This window comes from Colwellia sp. 20A7 (assembly GCF_009832865.1).
In the GTDB taxonomy this organism is placed as follows: Bacteria; Pseudomonadota; Gammaproteobacteria; order Enterobacterales; family Alteromonadaceae; genus Colwellia.
This window is the reverse complement of the sequence record NZ_CP047130.1, coordinates 2,919,126-2,941,505: the sequence shown is the minus strand read 5'-3', so window position 1 is coordinate 2,941,505 and position 22,380 is coordinate 2,919,126. Positions and strand designations below refer to the sequence as shown.

Annotated in this window: 22 protein-coding genes; 19 read left to right on the top strand and 3 right to left on the bottom strand. The window is 33.8% G+C overall.

The window, feature by feature from the left end; all coding sequences use genetic code 11:
- Nucleotides 1–145: 145 nt before the first annotated feature.
- From GQS55_RS12715 to GQS55_RS12685, 8 genes are all read left to right on the top strand, one after another.
- Nucleotides 146–787 (top strand): nucleotidyltransferase family protein, encoded by a 642-nt coding sequence (locus GQS55_RS12715; protein ID WP_159820875.1) that lies wholly within the window; start codon nucleotides 146–148, stop codon nucleotides 785–787.
- A gap of 355 nt (nucleotides 788–1,142) precedes the next feature.
- Nucleotides 1,143–1,643, top strand: a complete 501-nt coding sequence (locus GQS55_RS12710; protein WP_159820874.1) for a GNAT family N-acetyltransferase — start codon at nucleotides 1,143–1,145, stop codon at nucleotides 1,641–1,643.
- A 911-nt stretch (nucleotides 1,644–2,554) separates the two neighbouring features.
- Nucleotides 2,555–5,803 carry a S41 family peptidase gene (locus GQS55_RS12705; RefSeq protein WP_159820873.1) on the top strand — a complete coding sequence of 1,083 codons (3,249 nt, stop codon included), beginning with the start codon at nucleotides 2,555–2,557 and terminating at the stop codon, nucleotides 5,801–5,803.
- 402 nt (nucleotides 5,804–6,205) lie between these two features.
- Nucleotides 6,206–6,757: a DUF2058 domain-containing protein gene (locus GQS55_RS12700; protein ID WP_159820872.1), complete on the top strand. Its 552-nt coding sequence runs from the start codon at nucleotides 6,206–6,208 to the stop codon at nucleotides 6,755–6,757.
- A 142-nt stretch (nucleotides 6,758–6,899) separates the two neighbouring features.
- Nucleotides 6,900–7,037, top strand: coding sequence for a hypothetical protein (locus tag GQS55_RS19880; RefSeq protein WP_201294716.1), 138 nt, complete (start codon nucleotides 6,900–6,902; stop codon nucleotides 7,035–7,037).
- Nucleotides 7,038–7,563: 526 nt separating this feature from the next.
- Nucleotides 7,564–8,136 carry an elongation factor P-like protein EfpL gene (gene efpL / locus GQS55_RS12695; protein ID WP_159820871.1) on the top strand — a complete coding sequence of 191 codons (573 nt, stop codon included), beginning with the start codon at nucleotides 7,564–7,566 and terminating at the stop codon, nucleotides 8,134–8,136.
- A gap of 244 nt (nucleotides 8,137–8,380) precedes the next feature.
- Complete coding sequence (locus GQS55_RS20315) at nucleotides 8,381–8,551, top strand: hypothetical protein (RefSeq protein WP_159822824.1); 171 nt, start codon at nucleotides 8,381–8,383, stop codon at nucleotides 8,549–8,551.
- 38 nt (nucleotides 8,552–8,589) lie between these two features.
- On the top strand, nucleotides 8,590–9,531 hold the full coding sequence (locus tag GQS55_RS12685; protein WP_159820870.1) for a M14 family metallopeptidase: 942 nt from the start codon (nucleotides 8,590–8,592) through the stop codon (nucleotides 9,529–9,531).
- Between the two features lie 833 nt (nucleotides 9,532–10,364).
- Here the strand turns inward: GQS55_RS12685 and GQS55_RS12680 are convergent.
- From GQS55_RS12680 to GQS55_RS12670, 3 genes are all read right to left on the bottom strand, one after another.
- The gene (locus GQS55_RS12680; RefSeq protein WP_159820869.1) at nucleotides 10,365–10,967 is read right to left on the bottom strand and encodes a 3'-5' exonuclease; all 603 of its coding nucleotides are present in this window, start codon (nucleotides 10,965–10,967) and stop codon (nucleotides 10,365–10,367) included.
- 136 nt (nucleotides 10,968–11,103) lie between these two features.
- Nucleotides 11,104–11,409 (bottom strand): DUF962 domain-containing protein, encoded by a 306-nt coding sequence (locus tag GQS55_RS12675; RefSeq protein ID WP_159820868.1) that lies wholly within the window; start codon nucleotides 11,407–11,409, stop codon nucleotides 11,104–11,106.
- A 193-nt stretch (nucleotides 11,410–11,602) separates the two neighbouring features.
- On the bottom strand, nucleotides 11,603–11,851 hold the full coding sequence (locus tag GQS55_RS12670) for a DUF3297 family protein (RefSeq protein WP_159820867.1): 249 nt from the start codon (nucleotides 11,849–11,851) through the stop codon (nucleotides 11,603–11,605).
- Between the two features lie 450 nt (nucleotides 11,852–12,301).
- Here GQS55_RS12670 and GQS55_RS12665 point away from each other — a divergent pair, with 450 nt between their 5' ends.
- The 11 genes from GQS55_RS12665 to GQS55_RS12620 all read left to right on the top strand — a co-directional run bounded on the left by GQS55_RS12665 (nucleotide 12,302) and on the right by GQS55_RS12620 (nucleotide 22,344).
- Complete coding sequence (locus GQS55_RS12665; protein WP_159820866.1) at nucleotides 12,302–13,018, top strand: hypothetical protein; 717 nt, start codon at nucleotides 12,302–12,304, stop codon at nucleotides 13,016–13,018.
- Nucleotides 13,018–13,395, top strand: coding sequence for a GGDEF domain-containing protein (locus GQS55_RS12660; RefSeq protein ID WP_159820865.1), 378 nt, complete (start codon nucleotides 13,018–13,020; stop codon nucleotides 13,393–13,395). Before GQS55_RS12665 ends, GQS55_RS12660 begins: the two co-directional genes overlap by 1 nt.
- A 331-nt stretch (nucleotides 13,396–13,726) precedes the next feature.
- Nucleotides 13,727–15,514 carry an ABCB family ABC transporter ATP-binding protein/permease gene (locus tag GQS55_RS12655; RefSeq protein ID WP_159820864.1) on the top strand — a complete coding sequence of 596 codons (1,788 nt, stop codon included), beginning with the start codon at nucleotides 13,727–13,729 and terminating at the stop codon, nucleotides 15,512–15,514.
- 96 nt (nucleotides 15,515–15,610) lie between these two features.
- Nucleotides 15,611–16,201: a DUF1415 domain-containing protein gene (locus GQS55_RS12650; protein ID WP_159820863.1), complete on the top strand. Its 591-nt coding sequence runs from the start codon at nucleotides 15,611–15,613 to the stop codon at nucleotides 16,199–16,201.
- A 21-nt stretch (nucleotides 16,202–16,222) separates the two neighbouring features.
- Nucleotides 16,223–16,867, top strand: coding sequence for a LysE family translocator (locus tag GQS55_RS12645; RefSeq protein WP_159820862.1), 645 nt, complete (start codon nucleotides 16,223–16,225; stop codon nucleotides 16,865–16,867).
- Nucleotides 16,868–16,984: 117 nt separating this feature from the next.
- A complete protein-coding gene (locus GQS55_RS12640; protein WP_159820861.1) occupies nucleotides 16,985–17,818 on the top strand; it encodes a hypothetical protein in 834 nt (277 codons plus the stop codon).
- A gap of 23 nt (nucleotides 17,819–17,841) precedes the next feature.
- Nucleotides 17,842–18,726, top strand: coding sequence for a glucosaminidase domain-containing protein (locus tag GQS55_RS12635; protein WP_159820860.1), 885 nt, complete (start codon nucleotides 17,842–17,844; stop codon nucleotides 18,724–18,726).
- Nucleotides 18,727–18,855: 129 nt separating this feature from the next.
- A complete protein-coding gene (locus tag GQS55_RS12630; protein WP_159820859.1) occupies nucleotides 18,856–19,146 on the top strand; it encodes a hypothetical protein in 291 nt (96 codons plus the stop codon).
- Between the two features lie 232 nt (nucleotides 19,147–19,378).
- Nucleotides 19,379–19,939, top strand: coding sequence for a CBS domain-containing protein (locus GQS55_RS12625; protein ID WP_159820858.1), 561 nt, complete (start codon nucleotides 19,379–19,381; stop codon nucleotides 19,937–19,939).
- Nucleotides 19,940–20,340: 401 nt separating this feature from the next.
- Complete coding sequence (locus GQS55_RS19875; protein ID WP_201294511.1) at nucleotides 20,341–20,508, top strand: hypothetical protein; 168 nt, start codon at nucleotides 20,341–20,343, stop codon at nucleotides 20,506–20,508.
- Nucleotides 20,509–20,886: 378 nt separating this feature from the next.
- Complete coding sequence (locus tag GQS55_RS12620; protein WP_159820857.1) at nucleotides 20,887–22,344, top strand: NAD-dependent succinate-semialdehyde dehydrogenase; 1,458 nt, start codon at nucleotides 20,887–20,889, stop codon at nucleotides 22,342–22,344.
- Nucleotides 22,345–22,380 lie beyond the last annotated feature (36 nt).

Here is a 22,380-nt window from a genome sequence, read left to right as displayed (position 1 = left end):
TTAAATGACTTGTGCAGACATCGTGTTTTTATTGAGAAATCTAGTTATAAGATAATTCTATTTTTTAAGTGTGTTTGACAAAGTGGTTCTACTATAAAATTATAGTCCTACTTTTATTTCTTAATATTATATTCTAGAGTTGTTAATGATTTGTGAACTTAAGCATAAAAAAATAGCCCTATTATTAATGGCTGCTGGAAGTTCATCTCGTCTTGGCCAACCTAAGCAATTAGTAATAGTAGCTGAAAAAAAACAACCACCTCAAAGTTTATTGCGTAGGCAAGTATCTATGATGAATAGTATTTGCTTATCAGATAATGCTAAAGCCTTTTGTGTCATAGGCTTTCAACGTGAACAGTTAATAAAAAACCTAGTTGGTTTTCCTTCAGCAAAAAACTTAACGTTAATTAATAACAATAACTGGTCACAAGGTTTATCAAGTTCTATTGCTAAAGGCGTAAGTGAGTTAGACAAGGATATAGACGCAGCACTTATCTTTTTAGTGGATCAATGGCAATTGACTGTTGATAATTTGACTAGCTTAATTAGCGACTGGCGAAAGAATCCCGATAAAATTCATATTGCGGGTGATGGTAATCACTTGAGTCCACCTGTTATTTTCCCACGCTCTTTCTTTAAAGAGCTTATCGTTTTATCTGGCGATGAAGGAGCTAAGAAGGTCCTTAAAAATAATAATGAATATGTGAATATAAAGAACATGCCATTAGCATTTATTGACTTAGATACACCTGAGCAGTTACAAGAATTGAATAGCAAAAATAGCTAGCATCAATTTACAGGCTCCTTGTAAAGCCTATATTAAAAGCAGCACTAAAAACTAATTAAGAAGCAGCTAATGCTTTTAAGTCGTTTTGAATGGTTGATTTATTATATTATACCAATCTCACTAACTATGTGATCATTTCTACTTGCTAAAATCACCAACTACATCGTTATTTATTTAATAATTAGAACAACTAGTTATTGAAATAAATGCCTTGTATTTGGCAATTTTTTCTACATATAAATTTGTTCACTTAATTAATGAAACTGGTATTATTTTGTTGATTTTAATTTGTTTTTTAGTTGAGTGTTATGCGCTCACCTATTCAGCATAATGTCTATGCGTATGGAGTATTTCAATGCAGCTTGAACTTTTATCTAAGCACCATTTACAGCCGTTATTTGATTTTGAGCTAGAAAATAGAGTATGGTTTGAATCATTAATTGAACCTCGAGATAATAATTTTTATTCAGAGCACGGTGTTGAACAACATATTGCTGCAGAACTCGATAAGGTAATTTCTGGTACTGCGTTTTGTGGTTTACTGATTAAAGATAATGAAATTGTCGCAAGAGCTAATTTAAGAGATATTAGTGCTAATAAAGCTTTTGTAGGTTACAGGGTTTCAAAACGTTTTTTATCTCAAGGCTATGCCAGCCTCTGTCTGGCTTCGCTAATTGAATTTGCAAAAAAAGAATTTGGTGTTCAATTCCTTGAAGCTAAAGTACTAGCAAATAACCCTGCTTCAAAACAGGTGTTATTAAAGCAGGGATTTGAAATTATTGGTAATGTACCTAATTTTATTACATTAAATAATAAATCATTAGCCTGTACAGCGTTTCGATTAAAATACACATAACAGGATAACTGGCCTCACTTGATTATGAGTTTTTAGCTACGCTTAATGACTCAACTTTAATCAGGAGTCTTTTATTTTCAGTACAGTTGTTGGTGTGGATTTAGCTAAAATTTTTCAAGTTTGTATTTCTGACAAATAACAATCAGTTTATCGTTTAACACAATAAATTAAGTCGCAAAATAAAACACTTTTTCGTCTGATAATTTTACATGGGCCATGTATTGGTTCTTTTGTCCTCGCCTTGAACCTTATACCAATTCCAATAATTTTCTTCTCACTCAGCGAGAGTTAAAAGGTTTAGAGGCACAAGTTATACGTTCCAAACATAACTTAAGTACCGACATCCATGTCGGCAAGGCATTGATTGAAGAGAATGGTTATTCCCTTGTCAAAATCAATAACGCGGCATATAAACCTTTTCAACTCGCCCTTTGGGAGCTTTCCAGTGATATGATAACCGCACAGAATTTCTTTCATATAGAATAACTATAGGTAAAAAACTCTATTTGTTCTCAAATCCCTGGCAAACTCTGAGTGGGGACTAACTTAATGGACTTGGTATTATTCTACTTAATTAAATAGTTTGGTTGCGGTTGCTCCTAGTAATATCTTTATTAGCTTTTATGTTTGCTATGTAATACCAGTTTCATTAATTAAGTATAAATGTTCACATAGCTAGTGAGATTGGTATAAGAATAAATAAGACTAATGCATTGATAATTGGGATGGAATTCATGTCATAATTTCATCAATGATATACCATATCAAAATCATTTATGAATAATACAATTAAAAAATCTGATCGCTTAGCTTCAATGTTATTAGGATTGATTTTTATGTATCAGAAACTTATTTGTTGAGTATTCAATAATAAAATGTAAACAATATTTTAAGTTATTAAGGAAGTAATAATGCACAGAATAAAGTATATGTTGTCGGCTTTGGCTATGTTTGCCACTACAGCGACAGCCGCAGAGAAAAGCGAAGAATGGTTTTTACACAGTAGTATCTCACCCAACAGTAAAACGATCGCATTCTCTTACAAAGGCGATATATACACAGTCCCAGCTAATGGCGGAACAGCCCGCCCTTTAACTATTCATAGTGACTGGGATGGTCATCCTATTTGGTCTCGTGATGGGAAACAAATTGCATTTGCAAGTGACAGAAATGGCAACTTAGATGTTTATGTTATGCCTGCAAGTGGTGGAAAAGCAAAACGGTTAACTTATCATTCATCGAATGATATTCCACAAGATTTCAGCAAAGACGGTAAAGAAGTATTATTTATTTCGAGCCGAATGGATTCAAAGCAATCAACGGTGTTTCCAACTTCTCGTTTAACTGAAAGTTATACTGTTTCAATAAAAGGCAGCACTCCTGAAATGCTTGCCACCATACCAGCATCTGAACTGCAGTATTCTCCAAATGGTAAACAAGTGCTTTATCGTGATGAAAAATCCTACGAGAACCAATTTAGAAAGCACGATGTGTCAGCTTTTGCCCGTGATATTTGGTTGCAAGACATTAAATCAGGCGAGCATCAACAGTTAACCACCTTTGAAGGTGGGGATCACAATCCTGTTTGGAAAGACAAAAACAGCTTTTATTATACGTCTGAAGAAAAGTCTGGCACTTTTAATGTTTGGCAAACAGACTTAGATGGCAGCAACAAAAAGCAAGTAACTACATTTAAAGAACATCCTGTTCGCAGTTTATCGATAAGTGATAATGGCACATTAGCTTTTGTACATCATGGTAGCGTGTATACGAGTAAAAATGGCTCAGCTACACATGTAGAAATAGCGATAGCTAATGACATACAAGAAGATGAATTACTTCCGGTTTCTTTAGGTGGAAAAATTACTGAATATACAGTATCACCTGATGGAAAAGAAGTTGCCTTTATCGCTCGTGGCGAAGTGTTTGTTGCCAGTACAGAGTTTAAAACAACACGTGCCATTACTAATACACCTCAGCAAGAACGTTCAGTGTCTTTCCATAAAGATGGTAAAACGCTTTTATACGCTGCAGAACGTGAAGGGCATTGGGGTTTATACGAAACAAGTATTGCAAATGAATCTGAACCATACTTTTTTGCCGCAACGACATTAAAAGAAGAAGTAGTTCACTTAGCTGACTCAGACAGCTTCCAACCAGTTTATTCTCCAAATGGTAAAAAAATAGCGTTTTTAGCAAATCGTGATGAAATTCAAGTAATTGACCGTGAAAGTAAAAAGGTAAATATTGCTTTAGGTAAAGAGCATAACTATTCCTACGCAGATGGTGATATGTCGTTTGCTTGGGCACCAGACAGTTATTGGATGACCGCAAGTTTCTCACCACGAAGCCGCTTATTTGTTAACAATATTGGTGTTTTCCCATCAGACGGTTCAGCTCAACCTAAAGATATTAGCTTATCTGGCTATAATAATGGTAATCCAACTTGGCATACAGATGGTGAAGTCGTGCTTTGGTGGAGTGCTCGCTTTGGTATGCGTGATCATGGCAGCTGGGGTCGTGAAGGCGATGTTTTAGCCGCATTTTTAACACAAGATAGTTACGATAAATTCCGTATGTCGGAAGAAGAATATGAGCTACAAAAAGAGTTAGAAACAAAGGACGAAAAAGCGTCGAATAAAGACCAAGAAGGTAACGCCAAAGAGACAGACGAAGATACTTCAAAAGAGAAAATTGAAGAGCCAAAAGCTGTAGACATTGAGTGGGATAATATTGAACGTCGCACCGTTCGTCTTACTGTTCATTCTTCAAACTTAAGCGAAGCTTATCTTACCAAAGATACTACAGCGCTATATTACTTAGCCCGCTTTGAAAAAGGTTATGATTTATGGCGTCAGTCTATTCGTGACAATAAAACAGAGCTAGTGGCAAAGCTTAATGCAAGATCGGCTAGTATGTCCTTTAGCGACGATGGTAAAAAAATCTTTATTCTTGCCGATGGTCAGTTAAAACAAGGCGATGTTGGTGAAACCATCAGTTTAAAGCCAATTAGTGCTAATCCTGTTATGCAGCTGAAAACTGCTTCAGAGCGTGCATTTATGTTTGACCATAGTTGGCGCGTAATTAAAGACAAGTTCTACCGTGACGATTTTCACGGTATAGACTGGGATGATGTTGGTAAATCTTACCGCCAGAAATTATCGTCAATAGGCCATGGTCGTGATTTTGCTAACATGTTTGCAGAAATGACAGGCGAATTAAATGCGTCGCACATTGGTTCATCTTATCGACCAAAATCAACAAACACTAACGACAGTACAGGTCGCTTAGGCTTATTTTTTGATTACAGTAAAGGCTTACTGGTTGAGGAAGTGTTGGCAAAAGGCCCATTCGATAAAGCGAATAGTCAAGTTAAGCCTGGTGTTAAACTTATCGCAGTAAATGGCGTTGAATTAACAAAAACACAAAATTTATACCAATTACTAAATCATACAAATGGTAAACGTGTAAGGTTTACTTTTGAAAGCGCTAACGGTGAAAACTTTGAAGAAGTGATAAAGCCAGCTTCAGGAGGAAAAATCAGTAACTTATTATATGAGCGTTGGGTAAGTTCGCGAGAAGCGTTAGTTGATAAACTATCAAATGGTCGCCTTGCTTATGTTCACGTAAGAAGTATGAACGATCCAAGCTTCAGAGCGGTGTATTCTAGCCTATTAGGAAAGCACTTTGATAAAGAAGCGGTAGTGGTTGATACACGCTTTAACGGTGGTGGTTGGTTACACAACGACTTAGCTAAATTGCTTAGTGGGAATGAATACTTCACCATGCACGTTCGTGGCCGTAAATACGCAGGTGACCCCATTGATCAATGGAATAAACCATCGGTACTACTTATCAACGAAGGTAACTACAGTGATGCACATGCTTTCTCTTACACCTATGATGAATTGAATTTAGGTGACATTGTGGGCATGCCTGTACCAGGTACAATGACGGCAGTATGGTGGGAAACGGGTATATCTGGTGACTTCCGAGCGGGTGTACCACAGGTTGGTATGAAAGACACTAAAGGCAATTACCTAGAAAATAATCAAACCATACCTGATCACATGGTAAAAAATGATCCAGAATCATCTGAAAACGGTCAAGACAAGCAAATTGAGAAAGCTGTTGAAGTATTACTTAATAAATTAAAATAATACGGTCTCATTTGTAAAGGCTCATTGATGTGAAAAATCCGCGTTTATCGCGGATTTTTTATTGCCTGTATTCAAGCTAAACCAAAGAATGAGTAACTTGCTTGTTCATACTATCAAGCAAATTGGAAACACTGTTGTAGATATCGTGATTGTTTCAAGTACTGATATGAGTGTTAGATCTACTCACTGAATCATAGGTAACAAAACCTTGCTTACATTAGCCGAATTAATATCATCGTAGCAAGGTTTTTTTAAGTCAGACAAAAAACAGTTGGTTTTGTTTTTTTTATGAATTATTTAGTTTTATATTGCATCTTTTATGATCCGATAAAGTATCAAGGGGTTGTCTCATCATTTTTTATTGTTAGAATAAACCATCAATAAATCTCAGTGAAAATTATAATGTCATCACTTCAAGATCAATTACTAAATGCGGGTTTAACAACCAAACAAAAAACACGCCAAGCGAATGCTGATAAAAGAAAAAAAAATAAACAAAAGCGCAGTGGAGTTCAGCATGGTGCGTCTTTACAAGAGCAAGTTAAACAATATTTAGCAAAGTCTAAAGCTGAAAAGCAAGAAAAAGACAATGCATTAAATGAAATGAAAAAACAGCAACTTGCAGATAAAGAGCAAGGGTTACGCATTAAGCAAATATTAATGCATCACCAGATCACGCGCACTGATGGTGATAATGAATATAATTATACTTTTGGTAGTAAAATTAAAAAGCTTTCATTAGATCCTATTACCCATAAAGCATTGGTTAATGGTCGACTGTCTTTATGTGGCTTGGAAGATGTAACTTATATTGTTACTCGCGAAACAGCTGAAAAACTAGCTGAATTAAATAAAGACGTTATATTAGTGCAAAATGATAAAGTAATTGATGAGCAGGTAGATGAGGATGATCCTTATGCTGACTATCAGATCCCAGATGATTTAATGTGGTAATACCTTATTAAGTAGGCATTATTTCTGGTATGAATATTTGTCATAGTTTAGTAGTACTATTAATTCTGTAGGTTGCTATGTAATAATACATCCATAGTAACCAATGTTGATGGGGTTTATGCCCTACGAGGATAGAAATAATATGTTATTAAAAACTGAGTTAAATGTGGAAAGCAGTGATAATGATCAAAAAACTATACAACAACAACTAGCTGATGCAAATAGTGAAATTGCAGATTTAAAGCTACAGCTGGCATGGTTAGAACGTTCTTACGAGTAATATTCTAAACGAACAAAATCTAAAATGAAGGTTAGTATATTTATTTATACTAGCCTTTTTTTCGTTAAAACATCTGGGTTTTTTGATCTTTGTTATGAAAGTTTACTATTGTTGTTACATGCTAGTAGTTATTAATGTTTATTTGTTTTATCAAGTATTAATATCCAGTAATTTTAAGGTAAAGTCAGAGCATTGTTAACTGAGTTGCTCTGAAAAATGTAGCTTTAGCTTATAGCGTAATTAATGAAGGAAAGTGATGTTTGGTATTGAAGTAATATTAAACAATTAATTCGATAAAAAATAATAGGTAATCGTTAGCGTCAAGCTATTGAATAACTTATACTATTAGTGTTTTATAATTTTTCAGGGCAACGTCGAATAAATTATATTTTTTGACTGTTATTTGTTTGAGTGAACTCAGATTATTGGTGTTTCATACATTATTTATTACTTGTTTCCTTGTCGATGATTCTATAAAATTTACTCAATTATTGTATTAAGCAATGTAAAGACAAAGGACAATTTCATGCCAAAAGCTAGTGATGTAAAAAAGAATACCGCTATCGAGTATAACAATAGCGTTTATATTATAAGAGGTATAGAGCGCTCAGTACCTCAAGGGCGAGCAGGGGGAAGTTTATATAGAATGCGTATGTATGATGTTGTCTCAGGTTTAAAGGTTGATGAAACTTTCAAAGATAGCGACATGCTTACTTTAGCTGATTTAATACGACGTAAGGTCACTTTTTCTTATATCGATGGCGATGAATATGTGTTTATGGACATAGAAGATTATACACAATTCAATTTGAATAAAGAGAGTATTGAAGAAGAAGTATTATTTATCGATGAAAGCACTGTGGATGCGAGCATTATTTTAGTCGATGGTGTACCTGTATCGCTTGAATTACCTCCTAGTGTAGAATTAGTTATTACAGAGACTGACCCCTCTATAAAAGGTGGCTCTGCCACAGCACGAACTAAACCCGCAGTTCTTTCTACAGGTTTAATCATTCAAGTACCTGAGCATATTTCTACCGGTGATAAAATTAAAATAAACACTGAAGAACGTAAATTTATGGGCCGAGCGGATAAGTAGTCTGAAGGATAACAATTAAATTTATAAAGTTTGCATCGGAAATTAAAGTTGAGAATGTTATATTTTTAACATGTTAAAAATCTCAACTTTATTAATCATTAAGAATAAAAGACAAATTGTGATTCAGTACAATAAAAATGTTATAGCTCTAATGTTTAATTTGGTTTAAGTGTTAAGGTAGATACAGAAGATTACACGCCTCATCGCTTAGAAAAAAAATAGCCTTAGTGATGAGCTTTTATTTATTACTGAAATAGCTCCTTCAATAAAATGTGTATCGGCAAATACTCGAACTAAGCCAACGACACTTTCAACTGCTTCAATCGTTCATATGCCAGAGCATATTTTTACAGGCGATAAAATAAAAGTAAATGCAAGTGACTATAAGTTTACGGAGCGCTCTGACTCTAAATAAGCTACCAAATTAAAAATTCAATATAAAGATAGGTAAATATGACTGATAACCTTGAATGCACCATTGGTACATTAGGACAAAAATGGGATGCAGCTGACAAAAAGAAATGGTTTACACTGCAAACAGTACAACGTTCGTATCAAGATGAGGTTATTAGTAAAATTGATGCTTTATCTTCGCATTTTGATATTGTGCAATATGGTGCATTGTCAGCTGATGAACAACGCTATCCATTATTTGCATTAAAAAGTAAGCAATGGCAAAGTGATAAAAGCACAATACTCGTATCTGGTGGTGTACATGGTTATGAAACGAGTGGTGTGCAAGGCGCATTACGCTTTTTAGAAAATGAAGCTGCTAATCTAGGCTCAAACAGTACAAGCTATGGTGAGCAGTTTAATGTGTTAGTTGTCCCTTGTGTTAGTCCTTGGGGTTATGAAACGATTAATCGATGGAATCCTGATGCGATCGACCCTAACCGATCATTTTATCAGGATAGTCCCGCTCAAGAATCTGCAGCATTAATGGCATTTGTTCAAAGTCTTGATGTTAATATTTTGGTCCATGTAGATCTGCATGAAACTACTGATACAGATAATACTGTATTTAGACCCGCACTTTCAGCACGAGATGCCATTGAACAAAAAGTTTGGGATATTCCAGACGGTTTTTATTTAGTTGGTAATACTCTTAACCCTCAAACTGAATTTCAACAAGCGATAATTCATGCTGTTGAGAATGTGACACATATTGCACCAGCCGATGACAGTGGTAAATTAATTGGAGTCGATATAGAGCAGTTTGGCGTTATAAATTATCCAGGAAGAGAGCTAGGTCTTTGCATGGGATTAACTAATGCTAGTTATGTCACTACAACAGAAGTTTATCCAGATAGCCCTAAATCTAATGATGAAAACTGTATTCTTGCACAAGTAGCCGCAATAACAGGCGCACTTGATTTTATTATTGAAAATAATTAAGTCTTTATAACTTAATTTTTAATTTATTAGCCTAGTTATCTAGGCTTTTTAACGATTCTCAGCTACTTTTAAAGCACAACCTAAAGATAATCTCTTCAATTTACATTTTCCAATAAACATCTAATAGTCATTTGCCCATTATTTTGTAAGAGATCTCTTACAAAGGTGTGAGAGATATTGTCTTTTTTCTCCTGATTTATCAGATGGTATTTTTAAGTTACTAATTATTATAGCTTTAATCTGCTTTTCATTATTATCCATTAGTTCCAAATATAACCCATCTTATTAGTGCCATCCTAAATTAGGCTTTTCAGTGTATTATTTACCACGTCAGGAAGACAAGGAGCAGGAAGCTCTTATTATAAGTATTACTAGAGTAAGGATTACTTTATGTAACAACTTGTAGAGTATGGATACTATTCTAGAAATAGAATATTTTAGGACGATTTATAGGATAAATCAGGCGAATAGGATTTCGCTAAGGGATAAATGAACAAGGATGTGATCAATTAAGGATAATTGATATTAGGAAGATATTGCTTAGGAAGCACATCTAAATGGAATTAGCCTCAAAGTAATTGAGGATATAATTTGCAAGGAAGTAAAAGGATTTATAGCTAAGGACAATGAGTAGGAGTTTACTCAAAGGATATACTAAGGAAAGTTTTTAAGGATGAATGAGAACACTGAATAAGATGCAGGATGCATAACAAGCTAGTTAAAAGAGTGCAGCTATTTAAGTTGCACTTTTTTTATGTCTAAATTTTGGTCTTGTAACAATGTCTGCTTGTGATGTTTATACTATGTTGCTCAAATTAACTTTCTATTCAAAATTAAATAGATGAATCTATAGTATTTTTAGCATTCAAGGCATTTAGCACACAAATAGCTGAATGCGCATCGTTTGCTGCGTACAAAATTTGGCTACTCTTAAGTGGGTAAGCGCCCCAATTAGACTTCTGAGCACCTTTTCCTAGTCTCGACTTAAGTACCATTGCTACAGCAGCACGAGCTCCTATACTATTCTTTTCACCGGCTAAATTTTTCAATGTTATAGATAAATCTTGTGTGTTCGCTATTTCAATATTAAGTTTACTGCGGAGCTCTTTGTTATCACCTTTAATACCAAAACCTACTTTTTCTATCTTCGGATCACTCAATATTTCCCTAGCTGCCGCTACTGCATCAGGAAATCGTGTTGGGAAAAGGTAAGCTTTTTCTTGAGTTGATAGCTGTATTAATGTTGGGCCTGGGCTTTTTTCACCTTTATTAAAAATAGGTTTAGTCTCCGTATCGAAGCCAAGGCAAACTTCAGCTTTCAATTTTTTTAATGCATCGGCAGCATCATGTTTACTTTCAATAATAGTAATATCGTTAAGGGCAAGACCTTTATATAAAGGTAGTTCTCTTATTTCTTCTTTAGTGGGGCGAATCATGGTTTTGCCTTTAATTGTTAACTATCTGGAAAATGTTATGTTTTCGATAAAATACTGAGGTTATAGGGTGAAACTAAACCTAAAAAAGGGTAGGAGAATCGTGTTGGCCTTTAACTTTTGTTAAATATAAATTAGCTTAAAACTTAATTTTACCAACCAGCATATCTTTAAACATAACCCAGTCACCCATTAAGCTGTAAAGTGGGTAAGTAAATGTAGCGGGTCTATTTTTTTCAAAGTTAAAGTGTCCGACCCAAGCGAAGCCATAACCAATAAAAGGGATATACCACAGTAAATATAATTTATTAGATATCGACACATAAAGTATTAACAAAATTATGCAACAAGAGCCAAAAAAATGTAACCGACGACATATCGCATTAGTATGCTGACTTAAGTAAAACGGATAAAACTCGTTAAAAGTATTATATTTCTTTGTCATTTGTCCCACCTTTAATGTTTACACTATTGATACTCACTAGCTGAGGAATAAACATAACGTACGTAAAAGCAAAATATTAAAGCATTATATACTCATTACAATGTGAAGTTGCCAGAGAGTTAGCTGACAACTTGCTCTATATCTTTTGTAACTTATAACGTTGAAAGTCAGCGTCACTTTTAGTTATAAAAATTTAGCTATAAAAAGCTTCAACAGTTCCTTTTAACTTCAGTAAAAGTGGTTGTCCACGGCGGTCTAATGCTTTAGGTGATGCTATTTTTACCCAACCTTCACTAATACAATATTCTTCCACATCTTTACGCTCTTTACCGTTTAATCGAATACCGATATTGTGCTCAAAAATTTCTTCCACATGATGTGGGCTACGAGGATTACCCGAAAGGCGATCTGGTAAAGCGGGTAACGATTTAGTATCGCTCATGTTATTAACCTAAATAAAATAAAAAGTACGCTATTTTAGACAATATCAGCCTAGTGCTCAAGCACTTAGCATAGCTAAACTCTATGATAATGTTAGAAGGTTTTATCTGTTTATGTCACGAATCTTGTTAATAGTATGGTTTATATAGGGAAGTTTATATTTAAACACTTACTTTTCAATGATGTTTTTACTAAAGTTATATAAAGTAAACTAATTAATTGATAACACTTTGGCTATAAGTGCAAAGATATAAAGGCTTATTAACAATGTTTTAGTTAATAGCCTGGATTAGGTGAGCAGTTTCTTTATGCTTGTTAATTTAGTCTAATTTTTATGCCTTTAATACAAACAGTTATAAATTTACTAGGTTAATCTTACTTTTTGCTATGCAGAAGATAAGATTAATTGATTAAGTAGGAAAAGTTACTGATTAAATCATAAGGGATCTATATGTGTACAGTCCATCCTAAACTTGTAAAAAGCCTAGTTGAGCAAACACCCAGAGCTATGATTGCTATGCTCATAGTTTCTATCGCTTATATTGGAATATTTATTAAATATATTCCAATGAAGATTTTGGTTGTGTGGTTTGTATTACAAATTCTATTAGCTTTGTATCGTTTTTATAACGCCAAAATGTTTAAAAAATATTTGGATGTAAAGGATAAAGAAAAAATATTAAAAAATGAAATGTATTTTATTGTTTCGAATATATTCCAAGCTTTTATGTGGACAATAACCTCTATTTTATCGCTTATATATGCGCCTCAACCTTATGAATTAGTTATTTTTGTTATGATTATAGGGATTATAACAGCGGCGGCATTATCAATGTCTTCACTTTATAAGGCATATTTGATCTTTTTTTTCTCAATGATTACGCCTCAAATCATTATTCTGATTTACTTTGGCGAGCATTATCATATCGGTTTAATTGTTCTTACACTTATTTATATACCAGCGACTATTCTGCTTTCAAAGGCTATATATAACAATCGTCTATCGAGTATCAAAGCTCATGAAGATTTAGAAAAAAGTGCTAGTAAATTACATCTATTATCAATAATGGATGAATTGACTAATACCTACAATCGCCGCTACTTTTTTAAAGTGTCTCAAGATCTAATTAATATAGCTATAAGAGAGAAAAAACAGTATCGCTTTTAATGATTGATATAGATTATTTCAAAAAAATAAATGATACCTATGGACACCATGCCGGTGATTTTATATTGATATTCTTAGTAAAAAAAATAGAAGGAATTCTGCGTAAAAGTGATGTTTTTTCTCGTATTGGCGGTGAAGAATTTACAATCTTACTTAATGATACTTCACTTTATGGGGCAAAGGTGATTGCCGATAAAATACGTCAAACTATAGAAGATAAAATGTTTATGTATAAGGAACTCACTATTGGCATAACAGTTAGTATCGGTATATCTGTCTTAAATAAAGAATACCCTTCTATTGAATCTTTATATAAACAAGCAGATAAACAATTATATATAGCTAAAGAAAGTGGAAGAAATAGGGTGTCATCATAATACCAATCTCACTAGCTATGTGATCATTTCTACTTGCTAAAATCACTAACTACATCGTTATTTATTTAATAATTAGAACAACTAGTTATTGAAATTAATGCTTTGTGTTTGGCAATTTTTTCTACGTATAAAATTATTCACTTAATTAATGAAACTGGTATAACAATTATTTAATTTTTATAACTGAGCAGATGGCTAAAGAATGCCTCGGATAGTACAAGTATCGTGCTCAAGTTATTGTAATAATAAATAAGCTATTTAAGTATTACCGAGTGATAAACATAGCAAGTTGGCATAGAATGACTTTAAACTACTTTGATATTAATAGATTATGCGCCGATCAAGCTATCCTGAACACGAAGTTACCACGCTAAATTGGAAAGCTTTTAAACTTATCCTACCGTATTTATTTGAATTTAAAAAACGAATTGCAGTGGCTTTTTGTTGTTTGATTTTGACTAAAATTGCGAGCGTTTATTTGCCTTTTATTTTAAAGGATATTGTTGATACCTTAGACGGCAAAGCACCTGAAAGTGCGCAAGCCTTAGTTGTACCTATAGGCTTGGTACTAGCATACGGTTTAGTACGTTTATCTATTGTGGTCTTTGCAGAAATACGCGACACCTTATTTGGACGAGTAACCGAGCGAGCAATACGACGCATTGGTTTAAGAGTATTTCGTCATTTGCATCAGTTAGATTTAGATTTCCATTTGAACCGCCAAACGGGTGGGTTGTCTCGCGATATTGATCGAGGGACCTCGGGGATTAGCTTTTTAATGCGCTTTATGATTTTTAATATTGTGCCTACCTTGCTTGAAATTGTTATGGTAGTGACTATTTTATTTATTAATTATGGCATCTGGTTTGCGTTAATTACCTTAGGGTCAATACTCTCCTATATTGCTTATTCAGTGTATGCGACAGAATTACGTACACGTTATGTTAGAGCGGCCAATAAAGCAGATTCTTCCAGCAATACACGTGCTATTGATAGCCTACTTAACTATGAAACTGTTAAATATTTCACCAATGAAGATTATGAAGCGCAGGCGTACGACAAACAATTAAGCACGTGGGAACAAGCCAAAATTAAGAATCGTTTATCATTATTCGCTTTAAATGGTGGGCAAGCACTTATTATCGCTATAGCGATGACGTCAATGTTAGCACTAGCTGCGGTACATGTTAGCGAAGAAAAAATGACGTTAGGAGACTTTGTTCTTATTAACGCTTTTATGATGCAATTGTTTATGCCATTAAACTTTTTAGGTTTTGTTTATCGTGAAATTAAAGGCTCTCTAGCGAATATTGAAAACTTATTTGGCTTATTAGATAAATCACCAAAAGTACAAGATCACGTTGATGCGAATGAGCTAATCGTTGATCAAGCTGATATTTGTTTTGATAACATTCACTTTTCGTATAATAGCAAGCGCCCAATTATTAAAGGCATAAGCTTTACTATTAAAGGAGGCGAGAAAGTTGCCGTTGTTGGTGAAAGTGGCTCAGGTAAGTCAACATTGGTTAAATTACTATTTCGTTTTTATGATGTTAGTTCAGGCTCTATTAGTATTGATAATCAAGATATTAGCAAAGTAACACAAAATTCACTTCGTCAACATATCGGCATAGTACCGCAAGATACGGTGTTATTTAATGATACTTTATTTGCAAATGTGAATTATGGCAATCCAGATGCGAGTGCAGCACAAGTGATGCATGCAATAGAATTAGCGCACTTAACTAAGTTTGTAAACAGTTTACCTGATGGCATAGATACTATGGTAGGGGAGCGTGGTTTAAAGCTTTCTGGCGGTGAAAAGCAGCGAGTTGCTATTGCTCGTACTATTTTGAAAAACCCACAGATTTTGGTATTTGATGAAGCGACATCATCATTAGATAGCCACTCAGAGCAAGCTATTCTAAGGGCGATTAATGATGTTACCAAAAATCGCACAAGTTTGGTTATTGCTCATCGATTATCCACTATTGTTGATAGCGATAATATTATTGTGATGAGTGAAGGTGAAGTTGTGGAACAAGGTAACCATCAAGATTTACTAGCCTTGCAAGGTAAATACAGTAAAATGTGGCAATTACAGCAATCGATTAACTAAAGAATTAATACCAATTCTTATCGAGGATTTCACCGTATAATTTAATTCTTATACAGGATAAACTAGCGCGCAGATAATTTCATTAGAATTACATTTATGTCCATAAATAAAACGAACATCGTAAATATAGAAAGTGCAGATATTTCTACAGAGATAAAGGCGACTAAACAATGGCTAAAAGAAGTTATAATAGCGCTTAATTTTTGTCCTTTTGCGAAAAAAGAATTTGTAAATAATACTATTTATTATCATCATTCCAGTGCTGATCAAGTAAAGGCTGCTTTACATGAATTAATAGAGCAGTGTCGTTATTTACAAGCGCATGATGAAATTGAAACCACGTTAATCATTTATAGTGATGGCTTTCGTAGTTTTGAACGTTATTTAGATTTGGTTGATTATGGAAATGATCTACTCGTTGAGTCTGGTTTTGAAGGGGGTTTTCAACTGGCGAGTATGCACCCTGAATATTGTTTTGAGGGTGAAGACTATGATGATAGCAGTAATTTTACCAACCGTTCACCATATCCTATTATTCATATAATTCGCGAAGCGAGTATGGCTAGGGTTTTATCTGTTTATAATGAACCAGAAAAAATTCCTGAGAATAATATTGCGTTGGCAAATGAAAAAGGCACTAACTTTTTTCAGGAAATCCTTCAGCGAATTCATTCGAAACATTCTTAAACAAAAGTAAATAAAATCAGTATGTCATATTTAGAACAGTTTTTTGTTGTTGCAGCCGTACATTTGCTTGCTGTCGCAAGTCCAGGTCCTGATTTTGCTATTATATTAAAGCAAAGTATTCGATACGATCGTCGAATCGCTATTTTTACCAGTTTAGGTATAGGTACAGGAATTTTATTGCATGTTACTTATTCTCTCGTTGGGGTAGGGGTGATCATTGCAAGTGATGAACGTTTATTTACCGTACTAAAATATATTGCCGCGAGTTATTTTTGTTATATCGCTTGGCATGGTTTACGCGCGAAAAAACCTTCGGGGTCAATTAATGATTTAAATGTTTCAATTAATAATTACGATCAAACACCTTCGGCAAAAAATGCTTTTTTTACGGGGTTTTTGATTAATGGACTAAATGTTAAAGCAACATTGTTTTTTGTTAGTGTGTATTCAGTCGTTATTGCACCAGAAACGCCTTTCTCTATTAAGCTTGGTTATGGTTTGTATATGGCTGCAGCTACGGCTATTTGGTTTGTTTTTTTATCTTATTTATTAACACACCATAAAATGAGAAATTTCTTACAAATAAAAGGCTACCTTATTGATCGGGTAATGGGCGCAGTGTTATTGCTATTAGCGATACAAATTGTAGCAAGTGATTTGGGCTAGACGACATACCTCTATCAACATTCTGTTTTATATTCGGGTATAATATCCCGTCATTTAATTCTTCATCCGTATTTAGTGATAAAATCTAACGAAAAAAAGCATAAAAGGATCATTGTTTTGCCAGAGAAAATAACTATTGTACAAGTTGGTGGTAATATTGAAAGTGCCCTTAAAGGTGACTATCAAATTGATATTAGAGCCATTTTCACCGAAGCTTGGCAACAAACATTAAAGTCTAGAATTTCAATGAACGTCGGTTTATTGTTTTCCGTATTACTTGGTATGTTAGTTTCTTTTGTTGGAAGTAATTATCTTGGTGGGATTGAAGCGGTATTAGCCGATCCAGAAGCAAGTATGTTATTAAATGTAGTTGTTACCATTGCTGTGTGGCCTTTTTTAGGTGGCGTTGAAATGATGGGGGTATCGCATGCTGTTGGGATGAAAACTAATGTGAAAATGACATTTTCTTTTTTACAACGTGCAAGCTGGGTTGTTTTATGTGCCTTATTTACTTCAGTGCTAATTAGTATTGGTTTTCAGTTGCTTGTGTTGCCCGGTGTGTTTTTAGCAATAACATTATCGTTAACGATTCCGCTAGTTATTGAGAAAAAAATGACGCCAATGAAAGCAATTATTTTATCTATTCAAACGTTACGCTTTAAGTTTTTATCTTTACTTTATATTTATGTTGTTTTGTTTCTCTCCTTAGTACTTTTATTTATGCCTTTGGCACTACTCATTGAATCAAGCTTTGCCCCATTAGGTATTATTGTTTTATTGATTGGCATCTCATTTCTTGCACCGCTTTATTATAATGTTAAAGGGATTTTATATCGTGAAATATTTGGCATTAGTATAGCGACTGATAAGTATGTTGATAACCCTCATAATTCAACAAAAGTAGTTCCTAAAGCTAGTCAATCTGATTCAGATGATACATTTTCAGCGTAAATTCAGTAAATTATGGACTATTTATGAAAAGCTCAATGTTAATTAAAGCTGTTTTATTATTCTTTTTGGTGGTTTCTTTATTCGCCCCCTTTACTTTTTTGAAACCAAAAGTAGTAGAGCAAACGATTGATGAACCACTCGCTAAGGTTATAAAAAACAAACCAATAAAAAAAATCATAAAAAAAGAAATTGAGAAGCCATTACATAAGGTAAAACTACCTGATTTTGCTTCTATTTTAGATATACAAACCAAAAAGAAAAAGTTTTTTGACTTTATAAAACCTGCAGTAATGAAGCAGAATAATAAACTATTAGAAACTAGATCAAAATTGAATGCTTGGCTTGAGCATGTTTCATTAGAAATACCTTTATCTGAACAAGAGCAGCAAGAACTAAAGCAATTAGTCAAAAAGTATCGGGTTAATAAAAACGCCTCAATTTTGTCACAATTAAATGCCTTACTCTTGCGTGTAGACGTTATTCCTATGCCTTTAGTGTTAGTTCAAGCGGCTAATGAATCAGCTTGGGGCACTTCACGTTTTTCTCGAATAGGGTTAAATTTCTTTGGGATTTGGTGTTATCAAGAGGGATGTGGCATGGTACCTAATAGTAGAGATACCGGTGCGAACCATGAAGTTGCTGCTTTTCAAAGCTTAGATGAAGCGGTTGCTCATTATTTTGATAATATTAATTCTCATAATGCTTATCGTGTTTTTCGTACTATTAGATATGAATTAAGGTCACAAGAGCAGGAGTTAAACCCAGAAGTTCTAGCTGCTGGTTTATTACCTTATTCTGAACGTGGTGTTGATTACGTTATCGACATTACAAAAATGCTTAGACAAAATGAACACTTTTTAATGGAACAAGAAAAAGATGCTTTGTCAGCAGAAGTTATTGAAGGATAAACTTTAAGGTGAATGGGAATTTAAATAATTTATTCCCTTTTTAGATTTGCCTAATAGCAACAAATTAAAGACTGTAATTATATTGAAATTTATATTTACTCTTAATCTAAGTTAACTTAGTATGAAGTTATGAATCTAAACTACTTTTTTCGATATTGCACCATTTTATTGGTATTGTTCACTGCATATAGTATTGCAGAGAATAAAGACACCTTTGATATCGAAAACCTTGATTCAGCTATTGTTCACTTATCAATAGATAATAGTGAAGTTAACGATCAGCCTACTGATGCATTACCTACTGCATCGAGCCTTTATCAAAGCAATAAATATCACCCAGTACGTACTTTAGATAAAAAAATTACTTTTGTTACTACTACTCGTTTTGTAACGAATCCCCGAGCACCTCCTATTTCATAGTCCTTTACGCTGAAATATAAATTAACCTTATTGTATAACTATTTTATTTAACAATAAGAACTAGCGGTACAGCTGTGTAAGCCACCGACATATTTTAGTGTAGTCAAATTTTTTATAAAACATACAACGAATTAATCAAATTATAGTTAAATCATAGTTATTACTTTGATTGCTTCGTTAATAAAAATTATTTAATTATCTGTAGTAAGTTAGAACAGATAAAGAGGCTATTATGAAAACACTTTCTCTTCTTGATTTAGACAAAATCGATCAAATTGCAACACCTGAACAGTTTCAAGAAATACATATGCATTCACCTGCAATTAATATTTTTACTGATTTTAATCAACATAAACCACTTATGATTGAAGCAAGTACGTTAGCAGTAGATGCGATAAAGTTAATGATGAAAGAACATGTTCATATGAAAATAGTGGTTACAGCAGAGGATGACTTTTTGGGTGTTATTACCAGTAATGAGGTCAGCGAACAAAATATTATGGCAAAAATAGCACAAGGTTACAGCCGTGAAGAGCTATTAGTGTCTGACGTAATGATTACTAGAGCTTCATTAAATGCGTTTAATTTTGAAGAGCTGGAGAGAGCTAAGGTGAGTGATGTTATAGAGGCATTAAAACATTATAAAGTTAGACACTGCCTAGTACTTGATCAAAGTCATCACCATATTCGCGGCGTAATTTCATCTAGCGATATTGCTAGAAAATTAAAGCTGCCAATTACTATCGATGTAGCAACGTCGTTTAGCAAAATATTTAATTCTCTTAATGATTAACTACTAGATCAGCTTTATTGTTTTTATTTTTAAATATAGAAACATATAGAACTCGATTAACGACTAAAAAGACTCTATTTATTAGAGTCTTTTTAATTTTAATTAAAATAAATAGCAGTATTTCAATATAAAGTGTTTACTTAACTATAATTCACCGATATACTTCTCGTGTTATTTACTCTCCTCTCGTTTATCTAACAGGTTATCTTCTACGATAATCATTGTTTTGTCTTTCCCTTTCACAGTTAGCCATCACTCAAATTATTAAGCTTCAATTATTGTCTGAGTTATCGAGATATAATCTCGTATTGAGTTGATATTTATAAATATCGAAAAGTTTTCACACAATAATATAGCTTTTATTATTCATGCGTCTAAACGCAAATTAAAAGAGTTTTATTATGTCTTATACATACAAAGGAATGATTTATTCAATTAAATCTCCTGTACAATCTATTTCAGTTAACAAAAATAATATTGTTGTTACTGATCAAAACGGTTCAAAATTAATTAAATTTACTAATGTAATTGATTCAAAATGCTTTTTAGCATGGGTTTACAACAGTTAATAATTTTAAAGTTAACTAATTTTAAAGTTAACTAATTTTAGAATTAATCGAAAATCACTATAAAGAACACATAACAAAAGAAGTATAGGTAATAGCCTTTTATCTATACTTCACAGTTTTTTCGTTCTTACTATTATTACCCTCCGATAATCATTAAACAAAATACTAATATCGCGAATCAAAAAGCTACTTTCACTGTGGCTAATACCCTAACTAACCAATGTCTTACCCTGATCTATTTTTCTAAGCACGCTATATATACAAACCTCTTGAAAATGGTCTTGATAGACTTCTCTAAATAATTTTATTTGTACGCTATAATAACGGCTATAGAGCACTATTTTTTGCCATATAATATTATTTAAGGGTTCAATAAGTATGCAACATTTAAACGATCAAAAATTATTAAAACACGCTTCTTATATCAATGGTTGTTGGCACTATTGTGTTAATGAAATAGCAATTCTAAACCCCGCTACAGGTGAAGAAATTGCTAAGGTGTGCAATGCTGGCGTGACTGAAACTGAATTAGCGATACAATCAGCTAAAAAGGCGTTAAAGGCATGGTCTGCAAAATCAGCAAATGAACGTTCTACCTTATTACGTAATTGGTTTGATTTAATGATGGCAAACCAAGATGATTTGGGTCGTATTTTAACATCTGAGCAAGGTAAACCTTTAGCTGAAGCAAAAGGCGAAGTTGCTTATGGTGCTTCTTTTATTGAATGGTTTGCTGAAGAAGGTAAGCGAATTTATGGCGATACAATTCCAGCTTCATCAGGCGATAAGCGTATTGTTGTGATAAAACAACCTATTGGTGTTGTTGCTGCTATTACCCCATGGAACTTTCCTAATGCAATGATTGCTCGAAAAGCAGCGGCGGCACTTGCTGCTGGTTGTACTTTTGTTGTTAGACCGGCAACACAAACACCTCTATCTGCACTTGCGATGGCAGAGCTTGCTGAAAGGGCAGGCATACCTGCAGGTGTTTTTAATGTTGTAGTAGGTGATGATGCTCGAGGAATGGGAAAGATATTAACCGAACACAAAGACATTGCTAAGTTTACTTTTACGGGCTCTACAGAGGTAGGTAAGTCGCTTATTAGCCAATGTGCTACTACCGTTAAAAAAGTATCAATGGAGTTAGGTGGTAATGCACCATTTATTGTCTTTGATGATGCTGATATTGATGCCGCTGTTGCTGGCGCGTTAGTGTCTAAATATAGAAATGCGGGTCAAACATGTGTTTGTACTAATCGTATTCTAGTGCAGGAAAATGTATTAGCAGAGTTTACTGAAAAATTTATTGAAGCCGTTAAGGCCTTGTCTATTGGTAATGGGCTAGATGAAGATGTAACGGTTGGCCCTATGATCACAGCACAAGCTGTTAAAGAGGTTAGAAAACTTATCGATGAATCTATTAGTCAAGGCGCTGAGCTGACTTTTGGTGATTATGATCTATCTATTGGCGAAAATTTTTTAGCACCCATAGTACTTTCCAAAGTTACTAACGATATGCCAGTAGCCCATTATGAAATCTTTGGGCCTGTTGCACCTATTATTAGTTTCCAAGATGAAAGTGAAGCGATTACTATCGCTAATGATACAGAATTCGGTTTAGCTGCTTATTTTTATTCTCGTGATATTGGTCGAGTTTGGCGTGTTGCTGAAGGTTTAGATTTTGGTATGGTTGGTATTAACGAAGGGTTAATTTCTAATGCGGCAGCGCCGTTTGGTGGTATGAAACAATCAGGCAATGGTCGTGAAGGCTCTAAGTATGGTTTAGATGATTATTTAGAAATTAAATACTTATGTATGGGCGGTTTAGATAAATAGCACAATAATGATAGCTAAACTGGCATCATGATTAAT

Excerpts from the sequence above, each read along its gene's own strand:
- GQS55_RS12635 (WP_159820860.1), top strand. The coding sequence starts at position 17,842 with ATGAAAAGCTCAATGTTAATTAAAGCTGTTTTATTATTCTTTTTGGTG.
- GQS55_RS12645 (WP_159820862.1), top strand. The coding sequence starts at position 16,223 with ATGTCATATTTAGAACAGTTTTTTGTTGTTGCAGCCGTACATTTGCTT.
- GQS55_RS12620 (WP_159820857.1), top strand. The coding sequence starts at position 20,887 with ATGCAACATTTAAACGATCAAAAATTATTAAAACACGCTTCTTATATC.
- GQS55_RS12685 (WP_159820870.1), top strand. The coding sequence starts at position 8,590 with ATGACTGATAACCTTGAATGCACCATTGGTACATTAGGACAAAAATGG.
- GQS55_RS12680 (WP_159820869.1), bottom strand. The coding sequence starts at position 10,967 with ATGATTCGCCCCACTAAAGAAGAAATAAGAGAACTACCTTTATATAAA.
- GQS55_RS12625 (WP_159820858.1), top strand. The coding sequence starts at position 19,379 with ATGAAAACACTTTCTCTTCTTGATTTAGACAAAATCGATCAAATTGCA.
- GQS55_RS12675 (WP_159820868.1), bottom strand. The coding sequence starts at position 11,409 with ATGACAAAGAAATATAATACTTTTAACGAGTTTTATCCGTTTTACTTA.
- GQS55_RS12660 (WP_159820865.1), top strand. The coding sequence starts at position 13,018 with ATGATTGATATAGATTATTTCAAAAAAATAAATGATACCTATGGACAC.
- GQS55_RS12710 (WP_159820874.1), top strand. The coding sequence starts at position 1,143 with ATGCAGCTTGAACTTTTATCTAAGCACCATTTACAGCCGTTATTTGAT.
- GQS55_RS19880 (WP_201294716.1), top strand. The coding sequence starts at position 6,900 with ATGTTATTAAAAACTGAGTTAAATGTGGAAAGCAGTGATAATGATCAA.
- GQS55_RS12715 (WP_159820875.1), top strand. The coding sequence starts at position 146 with ATGATTTGTGAACTTAAGCATAAAAAAATAGCCCTATTATTAATGGCT.
- GQS55_RS12630 (WP_159820859.1), top strand. The coding sequence starts at position 18,856 with ATGAATCTAAACTACTTTTTTCGATATTGCACCATTTTATTGGTATTG.
- GQS55_RS19875 (WP_201294511.1), top strand. The coding sequence starts at position 20,341 with ATGTCTTATACATACAAAGGAATGATTTATTCAATTAAATCTCCTGTA.
- GQS55_RS12650 (WP_159820863.1), top strand. The coding sequence starts at position 15,611 with ATGTCCATAAATAAAACGAACATCGTAAATATAGAAAGTGCAGATATT.
- GQS55_RS12665 (WP_159820866.1), top strand. The coding sequence starts at position 12,302 with ATGTGTACAGTCCATCCTAAACTTGTAAAAAGCCTAGTTGAGCAAACA.
- GQS55_RS12655 (WP_159820864.1), top strand. The coding sequence starts at position 13,727 with ATGCGCCGATCAAGCTATCCTGAACACGAAGTTACCACGCTAAATTGG.
- GQS55_RS12700 (WP_159820872.1), top strand. The coding sequence starts at position 6,206 with ATGTCATCACTTCAAGATCAATTACTAAATGCGGGTTTAACAACCAAA.
- GQS55_RS12705 (WP_159820873.1), top strand. The coding sequence starts at position 2,555 with ATGCACAGAATAAAGTATATGTTGTCGGCTTTGGCTATGTTTGCCACT.
- GQS55_RS12670 (WP_159820867.1), bottom strand. The coding sequence starts at position 11,851 with ATGAGCGATACTAAATCGTTACCCGCTTTACCAGATCGCCTTTCGGGT.
- efpL (WP_159820871.1), top strand. The coding sequence starts at position 7,564 with ATGCCAAAAGCTAGTGATGTAAAAAAGAATACCGCTATCGAGTATAAC.